At 30.1% G+C, this 24,674-nt stretch carries 12 protein-coding genes; 7 read left to right on the top strand and 5 right to left on the bottom strand.

Annotation, left to right across the window (positions count from 1 at the left end; translation table 11 throughout):
* Positions 1–27: 27 nt before the first annotated feature.
* The 5 genes from F3K33_RS24045 (at position 28) to F3K33_RS24025 (ending at position 10,521) form a co-directional block, all read left to right on the top strand.
* Positions 28–2,082, top strand: coding sequence for an HD domain-containing phosphohydrolase (locus F3K33_RS24045; protein WP_039770702.1), 2,055 nt, complete (start codon positions 28–30; stop codon positions 2,080–2,082).
* Positions 2,083–2,459: 377 nt separating this feature from the next.
* Entirely contained in the window at positions 2,460–4,565 is a 2,106-nt protein-coding gene (locus F3K33_RS24040; RefSeq protein WP_039770703.1) for a cell wall-binding protein, read from the top strand.
* 315 nt (positions 4,566–4,880) lie between these two features.
* Positions 4,881–8,198 (top strand): Ig-like domain-containing protein, encoded by a 3,318-nt coding sequence (locus F3K33_RS24035; RefSeq protein ID WP_051144796.1) that lies wholly within the window; start codon positions 4,881–4,883, stop codon positions 8,196–8,198.
* 91 nt (positions 8,199–8,289) lie between these two features.
* Positions 8,290–9,357: an InlB B-repeat-containing protein gene (locus tag F3K33_RS24030; RefSeq protein WP_039770705.1), complete on the top strand. Its 1,068-nt coding sequence runs from the start codon at positions 8,290–8,292 to the stop codon at positions 9,355–9,357.
* Between the two features lie 291 nt (positions 9,358–9,648).
* A complete protein-coding gene (locus F3K33_RS24025) occupies positions 9,649–10,521 on the top strand; it encodes a glycerophosphodiester phosphodiesterase (RefSeq protein ID WP_039770707.1) in 873 nt (290 codons plus the stop codon).
* 271 nt (positions 10,522–10,792) lie between these two features.
* Here F3K33_RS24025 and F3K33_RS24020 read toward each other — a convergent pair whose 3' ends face one another.
* The 3 genes from F3K33_RS24020 to F3K33_RS24010 all read right to left on the bottom strand — a co-directional run bounded on the left by F3K33_RS24020 (position 10,793) and on the right by F3K33_RS24010 (position 17,257).
* Positions 10,793–12,742, bottom strand: coding sequence for a PspC-like choline-binding domain-containing protein (locus F3K33_RS24020; protein WP_039770709.1), 1,950 nt, complete (start codon positions 12,740–12,742; stop codon positions 10,793–10,795).
* 315 nt (positions 12,743–13,057) lie between these two features.
* Positions 13,058–14,848 (bottom strand): N-acetylmuramoyl-L-alanine amidase family protein, encoded by a 1,791-nt coding sequence (locus tag F3K33_RS24015; RefSeq protein ID WP_039770711.1) that lies wholly within the window; start codon positions 14,846–14,848, stop codon positions 13,058–13,060.
* Positions 14,849–15,373: 525 nt separating this feature from the next.
* Positions 15,374–17,257 (bottom strand): N-acetylmuramoyl-L-alanine amidase family protein, encoded by a 1,884-nt coding sequence (locus F3K33_RS24010; protein ID WP_039770713.1) that lies wholly within the window; start codon positions 17,255–17,257, stop codon positions 15,374–15,376.
* A gap of 529 nt (positions 17,258–17,786) precedes the next feature.
* Here F3K33_RS24010 and F3K33_RS24005 point away from each other — a divergent pair.
* Complete coding sequence (locus F3K33_RS24005; protein ID WP_023974296.1) at positions 17,787–19,382, top strand: peptide chain release factor 3; 1,596 nt, start codon at positions 17,787–17,789, stop codon at positions 19,380–19,382.
* 150 nt (positions 19,383–19,532) lie between these two features.
* Here F3K33_RS24005 and F3K33_RS24000 read toward each other — a convergent pair whose 3' ends face one another.
* Both F3K33_RS24000 and F3K33_RS23995 read right to left on the bottom strand, forming a co-directional pair.
* A complete protein-coding gene (locus tag F3K33_RS24000) occupies positions 19,533–20,492 on the bottom strand; it encodes a DNRLRE domain-containing protein (protein ID WP_023974295.1) in 960 nt (319 codons plus the stop codon).
* A gap of 410 nt (positions 20,493–20,902) precedes the next feature.
* On the bottom strand, positions 20,903–21,187 hold the full coding sequence (locus F3K33_RS23995; protein WP_023974294.1) for a hypothetical protein: 285 nt from the start codon (positions 21,185–21,187) through the stop codon (positions 20,903–20,905).
* A gap of 364 nt (positions 21,188–21,551) precedes the next feature.
* Between F3K33_RS23995 and F3K33_RS23990 the strand changes: the two genes are divergently transcribed.
* Complete coding sequence (locus F3K33_RS23990; protein WP_243141287.1) at positions 21,552–24,650, top strand: glycosyltransferase; 3,099 nt, start codon at positions 21,552–21,554, stop codon at positions 24,648–24,650.
* Positions 24,651–24,674 lie beyond the last annotated feature (24 nt).

Here is a 24,674-nt window from a genome sequence, read left to right as displayed (position 1 = left end):
CAATTAAATAGGGTTGGGGGAATTTGTATGAGTATTAAATATAAAACACTCTTAATAGGCTTTTTTAGTATTTCATTAGTAATCGGAGCAACTATTTTAATATTTCATTTATCTTATTTTGGTTATATAAATAAAGACCAAGAGCAGCATATAAAAAGAGACTTCGATGTTATAGATTATATATTGAAAAGCGAAGAAGAGGATATGGAAGCAGTTCTTATTGATTGGGGACAATGGGACGATACGTATAATTTTATAAATACTAAAAAACAAGAATATATAAAATCAAATTTACAATCAAACACACTGAATAATTTAAATTTAAAAAGTATGATATTTCTAAATAGTAATAAGGATATAATTTATTCAAAAGAAAACGATATACAATCAGAATTAAGTAGAAATATTATGAATAAGTTAATGATTTCTAGTAAAAATTTTGATAAAACAGGATCTGGAAAAATCGGCTTAATATCGCTGCAAGGAAAGGTATATCTGGTTGGAATATTACCTATAACACCATCTGATAAGCATGAAGAGAGTAATGGATTTTTGATAATGACTCGTGAAATTGATAAGAAGTTAGTAAAGTATGTAGAAAAGGTATCTTCTGTAAGTTTTAATTTATCAGAAGCATTTCAAGATAAATATAAGAGAGATAAAGATCTATCTTATATTTACTTAGACGATAGTATAATAAGCTACAATAAAAATAATTTTGAAGCTTATAAAACAATCAAGGATATTAATGGAGAGGACTCCATTGAAATTACAATAGTGGATACAAATCATAGTGATGAACAGATAAATTATTTTTTGAGAAGTTTTATTTTTAAGTTTTTATGTTTAATAGTTATAGTTATTGTTTTTTATACTCTAAGTTTTGACAGATATATATTTAAGAGGATCACGAAATTAACTAAATTCATAGAAAAGGTTGGAAAAACAAAAGATATGACGCTAACTATTGATATTAATGGCAAGGATGAAATTAATAAGTTAGCTAATGAAGTTAATAGAATGCTTGAAAGGATTAATTCAGCGAATGATGAAATATTATTTCTTAGCTACACAGATAAACTTACGCATCTAAGAAACAGGGCGTATATGGAAAAACTGTTTGAGTCACTAGATAATAGTAAAGATATTAGTTATCATATCATAATAGGTGATCTTAATGGATTAAAATTAACTAATGATGCTTTGGGACACTCAGAAGGAGATAAACTGCTCCATATAGTAGGAAAAATACTGAAAGAGAATTGTGCCAGTGACGATATAATATCTAGGTGGGGTGGTGATGAATTTGTTATTTTGGTCAAAAATAAAAATAGAGAGTATATAACAAATTTAATTGATAGAATAAGGGAAAAATGCGAAAGTGAAGCAGAATTCCACTTCAAGATAAGCATTGCTTGGGGAAGCGCCGGATCGGATGAAGAAGGATCTAATACTGAAGCTATAATGGGATTAGCAGAAAAAAGAATGTATAGAAATAAACTTATGGAAAATAAAAGTGCTAGAAGTGCGGCTATAAATTCGCTTTTGATGACTTTGCATGAAAAACATAGTGAGACAGAGGAGCATACTATAAGAATTAAGAATCTAAGTGTAAAATTAGGTAAGAGCATAGGATTACCAAAAGAAAAACTAGATGAATTGGAGTTATTGTCTTCCTTGCATGATATAGGTAAAATCGGAATACCTGAACATATACTTATGAAACCATCTAAACTAACAGATGAAGAGTGGAAGATTATGAAAACTCATTGTGATATAGGTTATAGAATTGCATTGTCAACTCCAGAATTGGCTCATATTGCAAGTAAAATATTGGCTCATCATGAAAGATATGATGGTACAGGTTATCCGAATAAACTTAAAGGAGAAGAAATACCATTGCTTTCGAGAATAATAAATATAGTTGATTCCTATGATGTAATGTCTCATAAAAGAGTCTATAAGGATGCTTTTAGTAAAGATTATATAATTGAAGAGTTAAAAAGATGTTCGGGGACTCAATTTGATCCTCATCTTGTAAAAAAATTCATAGATTTATTAGAAAGAGATGGTGACCTTTGAAGATATTTGCATGTGCGTATAAAAAATATATGACGATATTAAGATTATATGTTTTAGTCACAATTTAACACATGCCTTACTAGAAATTTAATATTATTTTATTAATGTAAAATGCGTATAAAGGGATAAATTAATTAAAGAGTTTTAGAATAACCATATCAAAGATATAATTTTTGTATCACGATATGGTTATTTTTATGGGGATATTTATAGCTCAATTCGTAAATATAGTTATATCATTAATTATATAATTAGATATTTGTCCAATGAATTTTACATCATATAATGCACATTAAAAGTAACTATATATTGTTAGAATATTTAAACTCATCAGTATAAATGATATAATATATATAGATATTTTGGAGGCGATTGGCATGATAAGAAGAATTAATAAAATATTGGCACTTGTATTAATTGGGACAAGTATTATAGCTACAATACCAAATAGTGTTTTCAGTACTCCAGTTAAAGCGGAGACTAATGATATTTCAAAAATAATTTTAAATCCCCAAACTAATAACATAGCTCTTTCTGGAATTGATATAGGATCAATGGTTCCTGATGGAGATACTCTTATAGGAATGGCTGAAAACACAACTATAAACCCTCAGTTAGAAAATGGAGTAAAATTGATGTTTAGCAGCAAAGGAGCAAAGTCAATCGACAATGAGGAATGTGGCAAGTTATCGTACAATCTGTCGGGTTCGCTAGTTGATGAAATTTCAGCACAAGTTTATGAGGTTTTGAAAGATCCAATAACAAATGCAGTTGTATCGAAGGCAGAATCGGCTACAGGAGGTACTATACCAGAGGAAACGCTTAAAAACGTAATCGAACCTATAGTGGAGAAAAACTTACAAGCAGCATTACCAAGTGCTATTAAGAGCAGATTTCAGAATATCCCTATATATCAGTATACTGGGAAAAATAATTCAGGTGATGTTATAGCTCAGGCCTTTGTGGTAAAGGGGTTAGTGGGATCAATAGTTAATACTGTGGTAGGAAATGGCGCATATTGCGTAAATACTTATAGTGCTAATGTGAGGAATGCATCTTACAGCAGCATTGATATAGTTCCTTCATTGACATTTAATCCAGCAGTAGGTACAACGGCTTATTCAAAAGTAATTAATTTAGATAATGGTTCTAAAGTTATTGGTGATGGTATGAGTATCAATGTTATTGATTCCGTAAACAACAAGGTATATGTAATTAATAACCCAATTTATAATATGTTAAAGGCAAAACGGGGAGATTCAGATAAAATAAATAAAGATTTAAATATTATTGATTTTAATGGTGTTACTAATTTGAGTGGCAGCTTAAGTTTTCCTTTGGATATAGATGGAACTAAATTCTCTATTTTAAGCTTATCATTAACTAAAAACGGAGATATCACAGCAAATAAAAGTTATAAATATGCTGTTGTAGTTGGAGATTACGAAAAGAATTTATTAGATAAGATGATTGATGGAGTTAATCTAGGTAATGTTGGGGATAAGATAAAGGGAATGATAAAAAGTGGGACATACAATATGATTCCAGATATAAATACTCAAATTGGCGGCTTGATAGATAAAGGTAAAAATGAGTTTGATAAAACTATAGATGGAATAAGTGATGGGATAAATGACATAAATGACTCATTAGATGATCTTACTGATGCTCTTAAAGATAAGAATAATGATGTTGATGATGCTTGGGATAAAGTGTTTGATAGGTATGATAATGATAAAGGCTGGGGAAAACATGATGGATATATATATTATTATGATAAAGATGGAGTTAGTTTAAAAGGTGTACAAAAGATAAATGGAAAAATATATTATTTTAATAGAATTGATGGGGCCATGGAAACAGGTTGGCAGATTGTAGATGGTAAGAAGTGCTACTTCGATAAGAAAAAGGGCTGTGAACTGTTTAACCAATGGGTACAAGATGGTGATGATTGGTATTATGTTGGTGAAGATGGAGCCGTTAAAAAGATGGAGTGGGTCAATTATAATGGTAAATATTATTACTTAAAAGCTGATGGTAAGATGGTAAAGGACTGGTTTAAAGTTGATGAGTACTGGTATTATTTTAATAATGATGGATCAATGTCAACTTCAATTTGGAAATCGTCTAATGAAAAATGGTATTATTTAAAAGATAATGGACAGGCAGCTAGTGATTGGCTTAACTTGGGTAGTAACTGGTACTATTTTAAGAATACATCAGGAGAAATGCAGATAGGTTGGTTTAGAGCTAATGGAAATTGGTATTATTCAAATGATGATGGCTCAATGAAAACAGGATGGATTTATTCTAAGAATAATTGGTATTATTTAGATGAAGGTACGGGTGTAATGAAAAAAAATGAATGGGTAGTTATTGATGGTAAAAACTATTATTTTAATATTAATGGAGAAATGGTAACGGGATCAAGATATATAGATGGAACAAAATATGTGTTTGGTTCAGATGGAACCTTATATTAATTGAAGTCATGAATTAAATCTAAGGGGGAAGACGGCAACCTTCCTCCTTAGATTTTTAAATTATACTCAATATGGGATATTTAATGTAAAATGGTATTATATCTATATAGTTATTCAAAAAAGCTTCGATAATAAATAGAGTAATAAGATAAATTCAGGAATATTATTTGGATAATTGTGTGATAAGAATTCAATTGTTCAAAAGTACATATTATCTCTGTTAAATTTTATTATAATAGTTGTTTGAATTATGGTAAGACAAAAGTACTTTTTAATATAAGGTACTATGAAAAATATAAGATAGGGGTAGATTTGATGAAATGGAAGTTTATAAATAAAATAATTTCAGCAATTACCATTTCTATGACATTATTCACTCTAATTCCATTAAGGGCTTCAGCCGAATGGGTAAATGATTATCAAGGGAATTTTTATTATATGCAAGATAATCAAAAAGTTACAGGATGGAAGAGGATTGACGGACAGATATATTATTTTGATGGAAATGGGAAAATGCAAACAGGATGGATCAAAGCAGGCTCTTCATGGTACTTCTTGCAAAATGATGGAGCACTGAAAACTGGGTGGATTAATTATAATAAGAAATGGTATTATGCAGATTCAAGTGGTGTAATTCAAACAGGAATTGTTAATATCTCAGGAAAAGTTTATATTTTTGACGATAACGGAGCGATAAAGACAAATAATACAGTTATAAATGGAGAGTTTTACACTATTGGTTCTGATGGAGAAGTCGTTGGAACTAAAATGCCAACTCCAGAAAAAGAGTATGATGATTCAGGAAATTGCATTCAGGTATTGAAGAATACTGACAATAAGGTAATTACCTCTCCAACTGACTCGAAATTTAATGAAGTTATTGAGGATAAAACTGAATCGGATGACAATCCAAATGAAGGAAGAAGCTTTAAAGTTTTACTTAAAGATTCAGATGGATCAGAGCTTAAAACTAAAACTGTTAAATATGGTAAGTCATTTGACTTATATAAGCCAACTAAGGATGGACGTGTTTTTGCAGGATGGAATGCTAAAAGCAATGGATCCGGAAAGAGCTACGATGCAGATGATAGTATAAAAGTAGAAGAAGATATAATATTATATGCACAATGGAAAGAAGATACATCAGTTTATGTAGAAGATATTAATATAAAAGGAAACTCAAATGTTACTGTAAATAAATCAGTTACAATGACAGCAGAAGTATCACCAAGTAATGTTACTAATGCAGATGTGACATGGTCTGTTTCTGATGAAACTGGAAAAGCAACTATTGATAGCAATGGAGTATTGACTGGAGTATCAGCTGGTACAGTTATGGTGAAGGCAACTGCAAAGGACGGCTCTGATGTAAGTGGAACAAAAGAAGTTACAGTTACAAACACAGATGTAGTGGTTCCGGTAAGTAAGGTTACAGTAAGCGGACAAGCAGGAGAATCAACAATAACAACCGATGGAGGAACTCTTCAAATGAAGGCAAGTGTGTCTCCAGAAGATGCAACTAATCAGGCTGTAACTTGGGAAGTTCAAAATAATACAGGAAGCGCATCTATTGATTCTTCAACTGGGCTTTTAAAGGCAATATCTAATGGAACAGTTACAGTAAAAGCAACTTCAAATAATAATGTTGTTGGAAGTATGACAGTAACGATAAGCGGACAAAGTACAAAGATATTGGTAACCGATATGGAGATTACTACAACTAAAACTGATTTTGCAATTACAGAAGATGGTGGAACATTACAATTGAACTTAAATATAACTCCAACTACTGCAACTAATAAATCAGTAAAATGGTCGATTAAGTCTGGAGAAGACAAAGCGACAATTAATAGTTCAACTGGACTTTTAAAGGCGGTAACAAATACAAATGGAACACCAGTAACTGTACAAGCTGAGGCATTAGATGGTAGTGGAGTAGTTGCGACTAAAGATGTTACTATAAGTGGTCAAAAAATTAAGGTTTCTAAAATTACTATAGATGGACCAGATTCAGTAACAGGAACTGGGAAGGTAACTATGGATAAAACTGTATTACCAAAGGATGCAACTAATGGCGCGGTAATATGGTCTGTTGAGAATAATACAGGAAGTGCTACAATTGATGCTAATACCGGTGAATTAACTCCAAAGTCAAATGGAAAAGTAACAGTAAAAGCTACTGCTGCGGATGGATCAGGTATCAGCGATACGATAGAAGTTACTATAAGTGGTATAGACAATAATATACCTGCAACCAAGATTAATATAGCAACAAAAGATGGAGCGGCTTTATCAATAACAGAAGATGATGGAACACTTGGATTGATAGCTAGTTTATTGCCAAGTTATTCTACAACGACATCAGAAGCTGTAAATTGGGAAGTTATTAGTGGAAGTGATGGCGGAAGTGCTAAGATTGAAGGTGGAACAGTAGGAAGTTCTATAAATATAAGAGGAGTGACTAATGGAACAGTTACAGTAAAAGCAAGTGTAATAAATGCAGATGGCACAACCGCAATTGGAAGTGCAACTGTAAGAATAGCTGGACAAATTACAAATGTAACAGACATAATAATAAGTCCTGATGAAGCTCCAGAAGTAGTGGTTGGTGGAACATTGCAGATGAGCGCTAGTGTAGATCCCAATAATGCAACATATAAAATAGTGAACTGGTCTGTTTCCAATGGAACGGGAACAGCAACAATTACCTCTTCAGGATTATTAACAGGAGTATCTTCTGGAGATGTTAAGGTGATAGCTACTGCAGATAATGGAAAAGGAATTAGCAAATATATAACAGTAAAAGTAATTCCACAAGTTAAAGTCACTAAAATTACAGTTAATGCACCAGATGGAAGTGGAAATGAAATAACGGATGGCGGAACATTACAAATGACTGCAAGTTTTGAACCAACAGGGGCGACTAGTAAAAGTGTGACTTGGTCAGTAACACCTGGAACAGGAAAAGCAACAATTGATAGCAATGGGCTAGTAACCTCAGTATCAAATGGAACAGTTACTGTAAATGCAACTGCAACAGATGGATCAAAAGTTGTAGGAAGCCTGCCTATAACTATAAGTGGTAAAGTAGGGACAATAACTGTGGCAGGAACAGGAAATATTTCTACAATAGTTATTCCAAATGGTATATTACAAATGCTAGCAACGGTGGGGCCAACAGATGCAGTTAATAAAGCAATAACTTGGTCAGTAACGCCTGTAACAGGAAAAGCAACAATTGATAGTAATGGAATTTTAACTGCAGTATCAAATGGAACAGTTACTGTAAACGCAGCTGCGACAGACGGGTCTGGAATTGTTGGACAGTCAGTTGTAACAATAAATGCAGCATCTGGAATTACAATAAATCAATCAAGTAATACAGTAGCTGTTGGAAATACAGCGAAATTGACTTCAGTTATAAGCCCAACTAGTGTAACAGGTAAAAAAGTGATATGGTCTATAAGTAATATAGACGGAACAAATACGGATCTTGCGACTATTAATTCAACTGGAGATTTAACAGCAGATTTAACAGCTTTAAAACAAGGCAGCGTTAATATAAAAGCAACTCTTGATGATGGATCAGGAATATCAGTTACAAAAACAATAATAATAAATCCAAATAGTTAAAGAGTGTATAAAATACTAAAGGAAAAATGGTCAAGTTGTAGTTTTATGACTTGGCCAAATAATTAGGAAAGATAAGGGGGAGAACTTAATTGTGAAGTATGAATATTTAAGGAAATCTATTGCAGTAAGTCTTGCTATTTCATCATTAATTACTGTAGTTCCAGTAAAGTCTTTAGCTGCATGGATTGAAAACTATGATGGGAGTTGGAGTTATGCAGATATGTATGGTTATGCTAATGGAGGATGGAAGCAAATAAACGGAATTTGGTATTACTTTGATTCTTATGGATTAATGAGAACTGGATGGATTCTTGACAACGGAGAGTGGTATTATACTGATCTAAGTGGAGTAATGCAAACAGGTGTAATTCAAATAGAAGGAAAGATTTATATATTTTCAGAAAACGGTGCAATGCAGAAGGGAACTTCTATTATAAATGGAAGGATCTATAACCTTGATGATAGTGGAGCTTGTATAGGAAATGATTATCCAATACCGACTAAAAGTTTTGATTATTATGGAAATAATACACTTCCATATGTACCAAATCAAATAATTGATGAGGACTCAAAAATGTCAAAGGATATTCCTACAGACCCTTCAAAGGAAGTAAAAAAACAATATAAAGTTAAGTTTAAAGATCCTGAGGCTGAGGACGATGATGATGAGTTACTTAGGACAAAAACTGTTGATGAAGATACAATGCTTACTTTATATAAACCAGTTAAAAATGGGTATACTTTCATTGAATGGAATACAAACAGTGATGGCGATGGTACAAGCTACGAGTATGATGATAGAATAAAAATAACTAAAGATATTACATTATATTCTCAGTGGAAGAAAAATGAAAACACAAGTGATGAAACTACTATAAAAGTAGACAATATAGTAGTTTTAGGACCAGTTTCTGGAACTACAGAGATGAGTTCAATAACCACTAAGGGTGGAAGTTTACAAATGAGTAAAAAGGTATATCCTACCAATTCAGATAATCAAAAAGTAAAGTGGCTAGTTGTAAACGAGGATGGATCAGCAACAATAAGTGATACTGGCAAGCTAATAGCGGTATCAAATGGAAAAGTTATTGTAAAAGCAGTTGCAACTGATGGCTCAGGAGTTATAGGAACTAAAGAAATAAAAATAAGTGGTCAATAAAAAGTATGTATAGACCTGCACAAGAATATGCTTGGAACAAACTTATTCTTGGCAGGTATTTTTTATATTTAAAATTTTACTTATCTAAGTATTTAATCAGAATAAAATGCAGAAATTAAACTATAAATATATTTAAAATATAATAAATATAGAGTGTGTTATTATAAATTATTTTTAATTAAGAATCATGAAACTAATATTCATTATGGTAATATAGTTATGTTTAGTGTAAGATATGTATATTAGGGGAATTGTGTAAGATAAATTATATTTTAACAAGGGGGGAATAACTTGAAGATTTTAAATATTGCGCATAGAGGTTATAGTGGAAAGTTTGATGAGAATACAATGTTGGCATTTAAAAAAGCGATTGAGTATAATGCTGATGGAATAGAGGCAGATGTTCAGCTTTCTAAGGATGGAGTTCCAATTATACTTCATGATGAGACTTTAGATAGAACTACAAATGGCCATGGTTTTGTTAAAGATTATACTCTAGATGAACTAAAGATATTTAGAACTAAAAGTGTACCGGAAATTCAACTTTTAAAGAATGATTCTTTGCAGGAAATGGCACATTTAAAGTTAAATATGACAACAGAAAGAAACTATGAGGAAGGTAAACAAGTCGGTAGCTATAAGGTTGGGAAATATACTATGGAAGAAGCAGAATATTTTCAAAACAGAGGTGGAGAGGAAATACCAACTCTGCGAGAACTATTAGAGCTTGTTGCAGACTCTGATTTGAAAGTATTAAATTTGGAACTTAAGAATAGTGTCATAGAATATAAAGGACTAGAGAAAAAAGTTTTGTCTATGATTGATGAATATAATTTAAGAGATAAGGTTATAATATCAAGCTTTAATCATACTAGTTTAGTAAAAGTAAGAAAACTTGAGAATAATAAAAAGATCACTTTAGGTGCTCTGACAGAAACTATACTAGTTAATGTACCTAAATATTTGAAAGCCATTTCCGTTGATTGTTATCATCCTCATTTTTCAAGTATATTAAACGAAGAATATATTAAAGAAATTAAAGATGCAGGAATAAAAGTAAATCCATATACGGTTAATAGTTTAGTTGATATGAAAAAGGTGATAATGGTTGGAGTAGATAGTATAATTACGAATGAAGTTGAACTTTTAAATACATTATTATAAAAGTTTTTAATATTAGGAAATTATAATTTAGGGTAACCTCCAAAATAACTATGATCAATAATTTAAAGATTATATTTACTTTTATGTAAACGAAATTATATTAGATTTAGAATTTGAATCCTGTTATATTAAAATGTAAGGCTGTCTCCAAAAGTATCTATTTCTTTTGAGACAGCCTTGTTATAGTAAACCTAGGAGAGGTTTAAAAGAGCATATTATTTAGGTTAATATATTACGTATATTATTAAGCGTATAGTTTATATCTGATAATTTATACCCAAGCACCGCTTGCAGATAATCTATATCCGTTAATTACTGTATTAGCAGCCATAGCACCATTTGAATATAGATAGTACCAAGTTCCATTATCATTTAACCAACCAGTTTGCATAGCACCAGAACCGTTTAAGAAATACCAAGTACCATTAACGTTAGCCCAGCCAGTGGCCATAGCACCCGATTGATTTAAATAGTACCAAGTTCCATTTAAATTCAACCAACCAGTAGCCATAGCACCTGACGAATTCAAGTAATACCAAGTTCCATTTAAGTTTAACCAGCCAGTAGCCATAACACCATCAGCTTTTAAATAGTACCAAGTTCCGTTTAGGTTTAACCAACCAGTAGCTTTAGTTCCATCTTCTTTATTATAAGTCCAAGTTCCATCAGTAGCTTGCACCCATCCTGTTTTTACTACTGGAGTATCATCAGGATCACTATTAGACTGTTTTCCACCAATTACTGAATATACATCATCGTCTTGGCTCCAAGCAACGATATTATCTTTATCATAAACTGAGAATTCATCAAATGATCCGTCTACTCTGTATACTTTGTCCCAATCATCAGTATTATCAAATTTGTAGATATATCCACCATCTAATCTCCAAAGATTTCCGTCAACATCTGTTTGAACAGCAGCACCTTGGTTTTTGCTGTTTTCACAATCTTCTTTGCTTTGATCTTCCTCATCAGCGTAATAGAATCCGCTGCTTGATTTTAATGTATAAGCTCTAACAGTAACTTTATCATTATTATTAATTTCAGAATTGTAAGCTATAAGTTTTCCTCCAGCTACAGTATAGTTAGTTGTAGTAACTATATTACCTGAAGTATTTATAAATAATTCCTCAGCATCTAACTTTTTACCATCTTTATCAGAAAGTGCGTAAGTAGTTACAGTTTTAGCATATTTAGCGTCATCAACATCACCAGAAGCTTGAGTTTTTGAAATTTTTTGAATAGCTTTGAAAGATACAACTTGTCCGTTGTTTTCAACTTTAAATATATCATTGCTATTATTTGGATCAATTTTAACACCATTTATTTCACTAATTGTGGCAGCCGCACCAGTAGTAATAGTTACCTTTACAGTTGCAAGTCTATATATATAATCTTTATCTTGTGCCAATACTCTATCTTGAACAACACTTGCACTTAATTTATCAGATCCACTAATATTAGTTCCATTAATAATTCCATCAGCTGCATCGTAAGCGTCGTTTGTGTTCTCTATTGTATCTGTCTTTGTTAATGTAGTACCTGAAGCACTTGAAGCAGTTGTTGTAACCTTAACTTTACCTAAGTTATAGTCCGCATCAATGTAATTACCTTTTTCGTCAGTAAATACATTAAATATTTGATGGGCTGCATCCAATCCATTTAATCCATTAACATTTTTATCTATAGATTTTTGAGCGGCTTTATATTGTGTATAATACCAAACTTTATTATACTTTGCTCCTGGAATTAAATCGAATAGGTCACCATGATTTGAATCTTTAATAGTATTTGCTTCAGTTTCGTTATATCTATCATCTGTATCATCTTTTATTTTTTTTCTTAAAGCAGCAGCTGCATCATCTTCGGTATCACCTTTAATGTCGTCATCAGTTACAGTACCCTTATCTAAATCAACAGTGTAGTCTCCGTCTGATATATCTAAATATTTTTCTCCAAATAGAACTGCGTCATCTCCTGAATCAACATCTTCCAATTTATTAAATTTACCGTTAGCTAAATAGTAAGCTTCTTCATCATCATTGATTTCCCCATCAATATAAGCTCTACCATCCTTATATGCTATTGCATTATAGATAGTCCCATCATCAGCGCTAATTCTTTTTATCTCAGCAGCATTAACGCCACTAAAAGGTACTAATGAAGCAACTGTTGCTGCTGCTACTAATAGTGATGTTACCTTTCCCATTCCTCTTATCATAATATTGTCCTCCTCTTATGAAAATAAAATTTAATAGTATTTAAGCTAATTAAAATATTTAGCTAATAGTTATGAATGAATAATCAATTAAATGTAATATTATTAATATACAGGTAAGATTTTGTCATTCACTATAATATACAACTCTTTAAACAGTACTTGGTACTTTTTTAAGTGGTAAATTTTCTTAAGATTTTCTTAACGTGTCTTAAGAAAATCTTAAGGAGGTTGATTTTATAAATAAGATCTGAATATCGAATGAAAGAAGAGCTATACCAAATAGATTTTGATATAGCCCAATTATTAAGATATCCTCTATCTAATCCAAGCGCCTGAAGCATTTAATTTATATCCATCAACAATTGTGTTAGATAACATTGAACCTGATGCGCTTAGATAGTACCAAGTTCCATTATCATTTAACCAACCAGTCTTTATAGCACCTGATGATTGTAAGTAATACCAAGTTCCATTATCATTCAACCAGCCAGTTTTCATGGCACCTGACCCAGTTAAGAAATACCAAGTTGATCCATCTTTGAGCCAGCCAGTAGCCATGATACCATCTGCTTTAATATAGTACCAAGTTCCGGAATCATTAACCCATTGTCCTTTTAATTGAGTTCCATTAGTGTTGTAGAAAGTCCATCCTGCATCAGTCTTAACCCATCCTTTGTTTACTACAGGAGTTGTTGGTTCAGCTGGGGTTGTTGGAATTGTCTCTTTTCCACCTATTACCGAATAAACTTCATTATTCTTATTCCAAGTTACGATATTATTATCATCGTAAACTGACATTTGATCAAAAGAACCATCTACCTTATACACTTTTGTCCAGTCTTCATTATTATCCCACTTATAGATATATCCGGCGTCTAATCTCCAAAGGTTTCCGCTTACATCTGTATCAACAGCACTTTTAGAACCATTTACTTTAACATCTTCACTTGATTCATCAGCTAAATCAACATAATAATATCCATTTTTTGACGTTAATGTTGCTGTTCTAACTTTTAAATTTGAACTATTAGCTGTATATCCGACTAATTTCCCGTTAGCAATAGTATACTTATCATAGGAAAAAGACTCATTTTTTCCGTCCTTATCAGAAATAACATAAGTTGTTACTGATTTAGCGTACTTAGCTCCATCAATGTTACCTGAAGCTTGTGATTTTGATATCTTTTGAATTACATTGAAACTTACTGTACTAGTGCCAGAACCCAATGTGCTATTGTTTACAGTAAATGTATGCCCGTTATCAACAGTAACATCCATTCCATTTATTTTAGTTATTTTAGCTCCATTAGCAGCATTCACAGTAATTTTGGCTGTTCTATAAATATAGCTACTATCTTGTCCAATGATTTTTCCTGTAGAAGTATCAACGCTTGCTGATATTTTATCTTTTCCTGTAATAGAATTAGTGCCATCAGCATCATAAGTATCGTCTGTGTTAGCTACAGTTATTGTTTTGGATGTAGATGAAGATGCAACTGTAGTTACTTTTAGTGATCCTAAATTATAATCAGCATCAATGTAGTTCCCTTGAGTATCAGTATATACATTTAATTTAGTAATTGCCCCATTTGTTGAATTGTCTTTTGAATATTCAAATTTATACCATGGATCTGAAAATTTATTCCCTGGAAGCTCTGCATTCGTTAATTTTTGGATTGTTTCGGCTTCAGCTTTATTGAATCTTCCATCGTTATCTTTTTTCAGATTCTTTCTTAGGGTTGAAGCGGCATCATCTTCTGCATTTTCTTTTATAGATTCATCAGTTACAGAACCGTTATCCAAATTAATAAAATAATCCCCATTTTCTACATTTACATATTTAGAACCATAGATTTCAGAAGAGGATCCACTATCAATATCTGATAGATTATTGTATTTACCGTTTGCTAAGTAGTAAGCAGCTTCATCCTTGTTATTAATTTCTCCATCAATATAAAATTTACCATCTTTGTACGCTATTGCACTGTATATAGTACCTTCTTGTGAGTCGATTTTTTTATAATCAGCTGCATGAGCAGGTACTATTGAAATAATAGCAGCTGCAGCTACTAGTAATGATGTTGCATTAGTTAATCTTTTTAGCATAATTCGTCCTCCGTTTTATATAATATTTTATTTAAATAATATTTTTTATAAATTAAAAGTGATATTTAACTTTTTCACTATATTATACAGATTGAATGTGAAAAAAATGGTACCTTTTTTGGAAAAATATCAGAATTGTAAGAAAATTAAGGGGGATAATGATTTGTATTTTAATATAATATACATCCATTTAAGTATCATTAGGTACCTTTTACAGCAGCTTGACGTGATATTTTTATATAAAATTTGGTGTGAGTTTATAAAGGATAATCAATTAGAAATATAGGAATAGGTTATGAATTTCTGATATCTATAAAGAATTTAAGATAAAAATAGTGTTATATAGGAGTGGAAAATTAGAGAAGTATGAAATATATGCAGTTAGGGATCAATTTAGATGTAGAAATGTTATTGTTTATAGCATAAAAAATAACAAGGTAAGCTATACCATCGTTTAGATAAGGATGTATATAAACGACAGTATAGAAAACCTTGTCCTTTTATAAAGGAATAATTAGATTAAAACTATCTAATCCAAGCTCCATTAGAGCCTAATACATAACCATCAACAGTTGTGTTAGATAACATAGCCCCTGATGTATTTAAATAATACCAAGTTCCATTATCATTTAACCAACCAGTAGCCATAGCTCCTGATGAATTTAAATAGTACCAAGTTCCATTTAAGTTTAACCAGCTAGTAGCCATAGCTCCTGATGGATTTAAGTAATACCAAACTCCATTTAAGTTTAACCAACCAGTAGCCATAACGCCATCAGTGTTTAAATAATACCAAACTCCATTTAAGTTTAACCAGCCAGTAGCCTTAGTTCCATCTTCTTTATTATAAGTCCAAGTTCCATCAGCAGCTTGTACCCATCCTGAAGTTGTAGTTGGAGGATTAGTGTTATTATCATCATCAGAAGATTTTCCACCTATTAATGAGTAAACATCATCATCTTCGCTCCAAGCAGCTATATTGTCTTTATCATAAACTGAAAGTTCATCGAAAGATCCATCAACTTTGTAAACCTTGTCCCAATCATCTGTATTATCAAATTTATAGATATATCCACCATCTAATCTCCATAGGTTTCCATCAACGTCTGTTTGAACAGCTGATGTCTTATCATCTTGAGAACTTACTTCGCAATCTTCTTTGCTTTCATCTTCTTCGTCAGCATAGTAGTATCCGCCTTTTGTTTTTAATGAATATGCTCTGACAACAACTTTTTTATACTCATTCATTTCTGTATTGTAGGCTATAAGTTTTCCGTTAGCTACAGTAAATTTAGTATCTTCATTGATAGTGCCATCAGTATTTAGGAATAAGTCTTTAGCATCTAGGTTTTTACCGTCTTCATCAGAAAGTGCATAAGTAGTTACAGTTTTTGCATATTTAGCTCCATCAACATCATCAGAGTCTTGAGCTTTAGATATCTTTTGAATAGCCTTGAATGATACAGTTCTTCCATCATTTTCAACTTTAAATATTTGTGGTTTGTCGTTTGCATTTTCTGGGTTAAGTTCAACACCATTTATTTCACTTATTCTAGCTGTAGCAGCAGCATCAGTAGTTACATTTACTTTTATAGTTGCAAGTCTATAAATATAATCATCATCTTGTGTCAATATTTTATCTTGGGATACACTTGCAGTTAGTGCATCATCCTTACCAGCAGCATCGTATTTATCATTAGTATTTTCTATTGTTTCTGTTTTAGTTGATGCACCATCAGCAGTGGTTGTAACCTTAACTTTTCCTAAGTTATAGTCAGCATCAATGTAGCCACCTTTTGTGTCGGTATAAACATTAAAAAATTGTTTTGATGCATCTGTTCCTTTTAGTCCATTAACATTATCATTCACAGCCTTATCTGCTGCTTTATACTGTGTATAATACCATGGAGATTTATATTTAGCGCCTGGAAGTATATTTAATTTAGTTAAATCTTCAGTATCATCTTTATTTTCGTCTATTATATTATTAGCAAAATCTTCATCATATCTGTCATCAGTGTCATCTTTAATTTTCTTTCTTAGATCTGCTGAAGCGTCATCAGCAGTATCTCCCTTAGTATCATCATCAGTTATACTACCTTTATCTAAATCAACAGTGTAATCACCATCATTTATATCAAGATATTTTTCTCCGAATAGATCAGCGTCATCTCCTGAATCAATATCTTCTAATTTGTTAAATTTTCCATCAGATACATAATAAGCTTCTTCGTCATCGTTAATTTCTCCATCAACAAAGAACTTACCGTCCTTATAAGCTACTGCATTGTATACAGTACCATCGTCTGAATCAATTTTCTTTACATCTGCGGCATAAGCAGGAACTAAAGACATAACTGAAGCAGCTGCTATTAATAAAGATGTAATTTTGTTTGCTCTTTTAAACATAATTTTTTCCTCCCTAATAATTAAAAATTTAATATAAAAATAAAATTTGTTAACAAAACTTATAATTTAATCTAAAAGTTTTGAAACTAACAGAAACTAATATAATATGATTTAGTTTATGTTCCATTAAATCATTATATAGTAAAAAAGTGACAAAAATGTTATGAAAATATAAATTTAATCTAAACAAATAATTAAATTTTTGTTACTATTTACTTTTTGTTTTTATAATTAATCTTATTTAATAGATTAGTTTATCTGGCATTAATAAAGGATAGGCTCAAGTAAATATACTGCATAAAGTGTACATAATATATTTCATATGATATAATAATTTAGTTAATAATGAAGTCGTATAAGTATATATAAATGAAGTTATAAATTTTAAATAAAGCTATATAGGTTTTATCATTTTAAAATAATGATATATAAAATTTAGGAGGACTTGTCCGATGTAGATAAAGTACTTTTAATAATTTTCGTAGAAATTTTATGAATTAATTGATTATAAATTTAGGAGGATTTAGCGTTGGCTGATTATATAAAAGAAATAGAGAAAAGAAGAACCTTTGCAATTATATCTCACCCTGATGCAGGTAAAACTACACTTACAGAAAAGTTTTTATTATATGGAGGAGCTATTAGACTTGCAGGTTCAGTTAAAGCCAGAAAGGCATCTAAGCATGCAGTTTCTGACTGGATGGAAATCGAAAAGCAAAGAGGTATCTCAGTTACTTCTTCAGTTATGCAATTTAACTATAATAATCACTGTATTAACATATTAGATACCCCAGGTCACCAAGATTTCTCAGAAGATACATATAGAACTCTTATGGCTGCAGACTCAGCAGTTATGGTTGTAGATGCTGCTAAGGGTATAGAAGATCAAACAAGAAAGTTATTCCATGTTGCTTCTTTAAGAGAAATGCCAATCTTTACATTTATAAATAAGATGGATAGAGAAGCTAAAGATCCATTCCAATTATTAGATGATATTGAAAATGAACTTGGAATTAAAACTTATCCAATGAATTGGCCAATTGGTTCTGGTAAGGAATTCAAAGGAGTATACGAAAGAGACAATAACAGGATTATAGCTTTCAATGGTGGAAATCACGGTCAAAATGAAGTTGAAGCAATAGAAGGTTCACCAGATGATCCTAAGTTTAGAGAAATATTGGGAGATGCTCTTCACGATAAATTGATGGAAGATATTGAGCTTTTAGATATTGCTGGAGATGAATTAGATTTAGATGTTGTACGTCGTGGAGAATTAACACCAGTATTTTTTGGATCAGCATTAACTAACTTTGGTGTGGAACCATTCTTGGAACATTTCTTAGAAATGACTACATCACCACTTGCTAGAAATTCAAGTGGTGGAACTATTGATCCATTTGATGATAATTTCTCTGCTTTTGTATTTAAAATTCAAGCAAATATGAATAAGGCTCATAGAGATAGAATCGCATTTATGAGAATTTGTTCAGGTAAATTTAATAAAGGTGAAGATGTATACCACATGCAAGGTGGAAAGAAGATTAAATTAGCTCAACCACAACAATTTATGGCTCAAGATAGAGAAATTGTTGAAGAAGCTTATGCAGGAGATATAATCGGTGTATTTGATCCAGGTATATTTTCAATTGGAGATACACTATGTGCACCATCAAAGAAATTTAAATTTGAAGGAATTCCAACTTTTGCACCAGAACATTTTGCAAGAGTAAGACCAGTAGATACTATGAAGAGAAAGCAATTTATAAAAGGTGTTTCTCAAATCGCCCAAGAAGGAGCAATTCAAGTATTTAAGGAAATTCACATTGGTATGGAAGAAATAATAGTTGGAGTTGTTGGTGTGCTTCAATTTGAAGTATTAGAATACAGATTAAATAGCGAATATAATGTTGATGTTAAAATGGATAGATTAGACTACAGATATGTAAGATGGATTGAAAATAAAGATGTTAACATGGATTCATTGAACTTAACTTCTGATACTAAGAAGGTTAAAGATTTTAAGGATAGAAATCTTCTTATATTCCAAAATGACTGGGGTATAAGCTGGGCACTAGAACATAATAAGGGATTAATCTTATCTGGTGTAGGAAAAAGTGAGGACTAAAAACTATGTATTAACAGATTTATATTACAAGTAAATATGTAAAAATAATGAGAGCTTAGGCAGATTAAAGAAAATAACAAGTCCAAAATGTCATGATTATTTTTTTATGTGCTTTAAAAGCTCTCATTATTATTATATAAATTCTAGGAACTAAAAGCCTTTATAGGAACCATATAAAATCACATCTTCTGCATCACCAGATTGAATAGGAGGGCTTACAGCAATATTATACGTTTTATCTATAGGAAGAGGAGTATTATTTAAGGAATTATCATACTCATCTGATACATAATAATGATTTACTTGTCCACTAGAAGCGCGAGTTACTTGTAAATCTACAACTATATAATAAACTGATGTTGGAGCTACAGTTCCTGTCACTCGTACCGTTCTAGTAATGGAGGTATTTGAGGGGAATGGATTGCAATTACCTCCGCAAGCTTCTTTACAAACTTTAAATAAAATCGATTCAAGTTCTTCTTTGCATATTTTTATATATTTCTCACAACAATCATCTTTGAAGTATTCATCGTTATATTTTTTTTTACAACAATCCTTAGAATATTTATTAGTACATTCCTTTTTTAAACATTTATTGGGGGAATATGGATCATAATTTACTATTATAAATGGCATAAGATAGTTGTCTGAACTTTTTACAGATCCGAAGCTTGTGAATATATCTTCATTTCTTCCATATAGTATTATACCTTTATTTTTCAAACTATTTTTTACCCATGACGAAACTATTGTTGTAATATCTATTGTTACTGATATATTATCTGTCAATGGATAAAAGTTTATTACAGTATAATGATCATAATTAGGAGAATTATTATAAGTTGTATAAGTACTGAAGTATTCATAGAGCGGACTTATGGAGAATTTTTTACTAGTATCATAATAAAAATTATCAGTTTTGAAAAGCGTAAGCTTTGCATTATAAACTGTAGCATTAGTAGGTATCGATGAGATATCCCAAAACAAATAACTGTAGTAGTTATAGTTACCATCAGTGCCTACTATTATTTTATCTCCATTTAAACTTTTATCAGAATATTTATTTGTAATGCTTAAGCTTTTAATAGCTGGAATTGTAATACTATTCATTATTAACCTCCATTTCTTCGATATTATTGCACTATTATAGTATTACTTCACATTACTTAAAAACAGGTTCCACTTTAATATAGTATATGAGATCTATAAAAAGGAGTGAATAAACATACTATTTTAATTTTATGCAAATAGCTTAGTGCTTTATGTGGAATTATTTTCAAAGATAATTAGAAGATTAAGATATACTGTATGTTATATTTAACACAATAAAAAAATAATAAGTTCATCAGTGATTATTTAATTCTTTAGAGAAAATTATAATGCATTTAAATCCGTAGATGACTTTTAGAAGTATGTTAAACTAACACCTTGCGAAGTGGATTTTTTATAAAAATTATATAGACATATTAAAAACATGGAGTCGGATATTAGACTCCATGAAATTTATATTATAGTTCTTATTAATGCTTAAAGCTGTTTATAACAGTTGTTGAACTAACTGATTGAGTACCAAATAATTTAGGAGTAATAATTATCTGATAGTTACCAGCACCAGCCCATACTTGAGCAGTAGCTCTTGTAGCACTAGCAGCAACTTGAAATGTTTTATAAAAAGTTTCATGACCACCATTACGAGAAGCAACGGCTTGGATTTCAATAAAACCTGCATCATTGTGTGCAGGGATGGTTCCTGTAGCATAAATTGTTTGAATAGTGCTGTTTTGAGGTGTATCAAAACTTGCCATTAAATAACATCTCCTTTAATTGATTCCTTAGATTTTTTGTATATTTATAGTATATTATATTATTGTTTTTTAATTGTGATACAGTAATACATAATTTAGTGGGGAAAGTAAATTATCTTAAATTTATGATTAAAAGAATTCTATTGATCAATTTGTATTAAGTTAAGGAGCGTAAAAATAAATAACAAGTCCAATTTGTTATGGATATTTTTCGTCAGATAAATTGACTATTATTTTTCTGAATACGCTAACATTAAACTCATTTAGAAGTAAGATTCAAAAAAAGCCAATAATAAGAAATAATAAATCATAATTTAAATCAGCAGAGAGTAGAATATTATAATCAGAATTTTGGAGTGGTTTAATGAAAGACAACTTGGCTAATATTGTAATGCAATCAAAAGATGAATTAATTAATGATACTGAAAATTTAAAAGAAAATATTTCATGTGTCGTAAAAGATAAGATGAAATTGGTGTTTTTTGTAAGGCTAGGATTAGATAGTTTTTTAGGCGATATTATTGAGGGTCTGTCACAAGAATATGAGATAAAAAAAATTATAGCAACAGAATATAAGCAAATTGAAGATGGTATGCAATGGGCAGATATTTGCTGGTTTGAATGGTGTGATGAATTAATAGCATATGGAAGTAAATTAGAGTTAGCTAGAGAAAAGAAAGTTATATGTAGACTTCATAGTTATGAAGCATTTACAGATTATATTAATAATGTGACTTGGAACAGTATAGACAAGCTAATAGTAGTAGGAGCACATATAAAAGATTTTATTGTTGAAAATTTTAACATAGATGAAAAAATAATTAGTGTTATCCCAAATGGAATAGATGAAAAAAAATGGACATATAAAGAGCGAGAAAATGGATTTAATATAGCTTATGTAGGATATATTAATTATAAGAAAGGTCCTATGCTTTTATTGCATACATTTAAGGCTATTTATGATGAGGATAATAGATATAAATTATATATTGCAGGAGTTTTTCAAGATAATAGAGATGTACTTTACTATAATCAAATGGTTAGAGAATTAGGATTAGAGAATAATGTTATATATGAAGGCTGGCAGAATGATCTAGATAAATGGCTTGAAGATAAAAATTATATTTTATGTACAAGTGTTCTTGAATCACAAAATATGAGTGTTATGCAGGCGATGTGCAAGGGGATAAAGCCGATAATACACAATTTTGTTGGAGCAAAGAAAATTTATGGTAAAGAGTATCTTTGGAATACAATCAAAGATGCTGTAAATATGATTTGTAGTGATGAATATAAATCTATTGAATATAGAAAATTTATAGAAGATAATTATTTATTAGAACAACAAATAACTAAAATTAGGTTGGTGATTACCAAAATAAATTTAGAAAAAGAGAAATTTAAATTATTGGATGAGCCATTAGTTACTGTTGGGATTATAAATTATAATTATTCGGAATTTTTAGATAAATCTATAGAATCAGTATTGAAGCAAAACTACAAGAATATTGAAATAATTATAACTGATGACAGCTCGAGTGATGATTCTGTTGAGAAAATAAAATCATATGAAAATAAATATGAAAATATTAATGCAATATATCATGCAAGTAATAGTGGAAATGCGTATAGAGGTATAGAAGAAATAATAAAATATGCAAGAGGAAAATATTTTATGTTTTTGTCATCTGATGATTTTTTATCAGATTCAAATGTAATAAAAATGTATGTTAGCGAGTTGCTATTAGATTCTAGTATAGATTATGTTTTTGGTAATATTAGTGTTTATAATGATAATAATACAGAAAATATTAGGTGGACATATAGAAACTATACAGATGATGAAATAATATCTGAAACTTTTAATCGCAAAGGTTCAGGAGTAGTTCCATTTAGTGTTGGTTTATATAAAAAAGAATTTTTTGATAGAAATAAAATAACTTTATTTGAAGATAAAAATAATAAAGTAGCAGGAGATACTTTAAATACTCTTGCGTATTTAAAGTATGGCTGGAAAATAAAATATATTAATTATGATGCTGTATCATATAGACACCATAACAACAATATGACATATGATTTAGAAAATAGAATTAAATCAATTATATCTGTTATGGAATATATAGTAGAGAACTTTAGTGAAACAAAATATTTGATAAATGTAGATTGGAGTAATTTGAATGAAAAAAACAAGGAAAGTACAAAAAATTATCTTATAGGAGTAAATTATTATAACACATATATAATGTATTTAAGTGGTAATGGTATGCCCTGGAAATGTAATTTAGATTTTGATATAGAGCAAATAAAAGTTTACTTACAACCACTTATTAATATTATAGAAAAATACATGAAAAAAAGTTTAACTTATGGTGATTTATACTGTAATGAAATCAATAAAATTTTAAATGAGATAAAGCCTTATAAATTAGATATAAAAGTTAATAAAAATGATAAAGAATACATGCAACAAGTACAAATAATTGATAAGGGAGAAGAATTACGGGGAAGCTTATTAGAAAAATATAAGAATAAATATAAGAGACATGATAAAAAAATATTAATTTATTCTGTAATAAATGGTTTTTGGAAGTATAGTTTTCTATCGTGGAAACAAGTTTTGAATTATATGGGAATTAAAGCTGATGTAATTTATGAAGTAAATCAGAAGTTAAATTATGAAGACTACGATATTTACATTAATTTGGCGGATAAAATATATATTGATAATTCATTTGCAAATAAATCTATAGAACGTATAAAAAATAAAATTGGAATAGCATCAAAACAAGATAATGATGATTTAGATTTGATCAATATACAAAAATGTAAAGATTTTAATTATAAGTTCTTAATATCACCATTTCATGAAGAAACATATATTAGCTATTTTAAGAATTTGACGAGTAGTAACATTAATATAGAAAGTGTTCCATTTGGTTTTAATCCATTAATTTATTATCCTGAAAATACTAAAAAAATCTATGATTACTTTTTTGTTGGTACGAATAGTTATTTAAAATACAAAGAGACGGAAAAATATCTTATACCTATTTTAAATAAATATAAAAATGGAATATTAAGAGGTTCAGGATGGGGAAATATTAATGTAGAATTAAATCCTGATAATTCAAAGTTTTTCTATAACAGGTCTAAGATAAATTTAAATTATCATTTAGACATACAAAAGAAAATGAAAAATGAAGTTAATGAAAGAACATTTATTATTGGAGCGTGTGGGGGATTTCAGATAGTAGACAATCCTAAATTAATATATGAATTATATACAAAAGATGATATAGCTATAGCTAATGATGAATATGAATATGCAGAAATGTTTAAATATTATTTGAATAAACCACTAGAAAGGTATGAAAAAGCGTATAACTCATTAGTAAAAACTTATGAGAATAAATACAGTTTATTTGACCGTTTAGAAAAAATTTTACAATTAATTTTATAGCAAGCTATGTTTAATAATAATCTG

The sequence above is a fragment of the Clostridium beijerinckii genome (genome assembly GCF_008705175.1).
In the GTDB taxonomy this organism is placed as follows: domain Bacteria; phylum Bacillota; class Clostridia; order Clostridiales; family Clostridiaceae; genus Clostridium; species Clostridium beijerinckii.
Note: the sequence above shows the minus strand (reverse complement) of the source record. Positions and strands in the feature narration are given on the sequence as shown.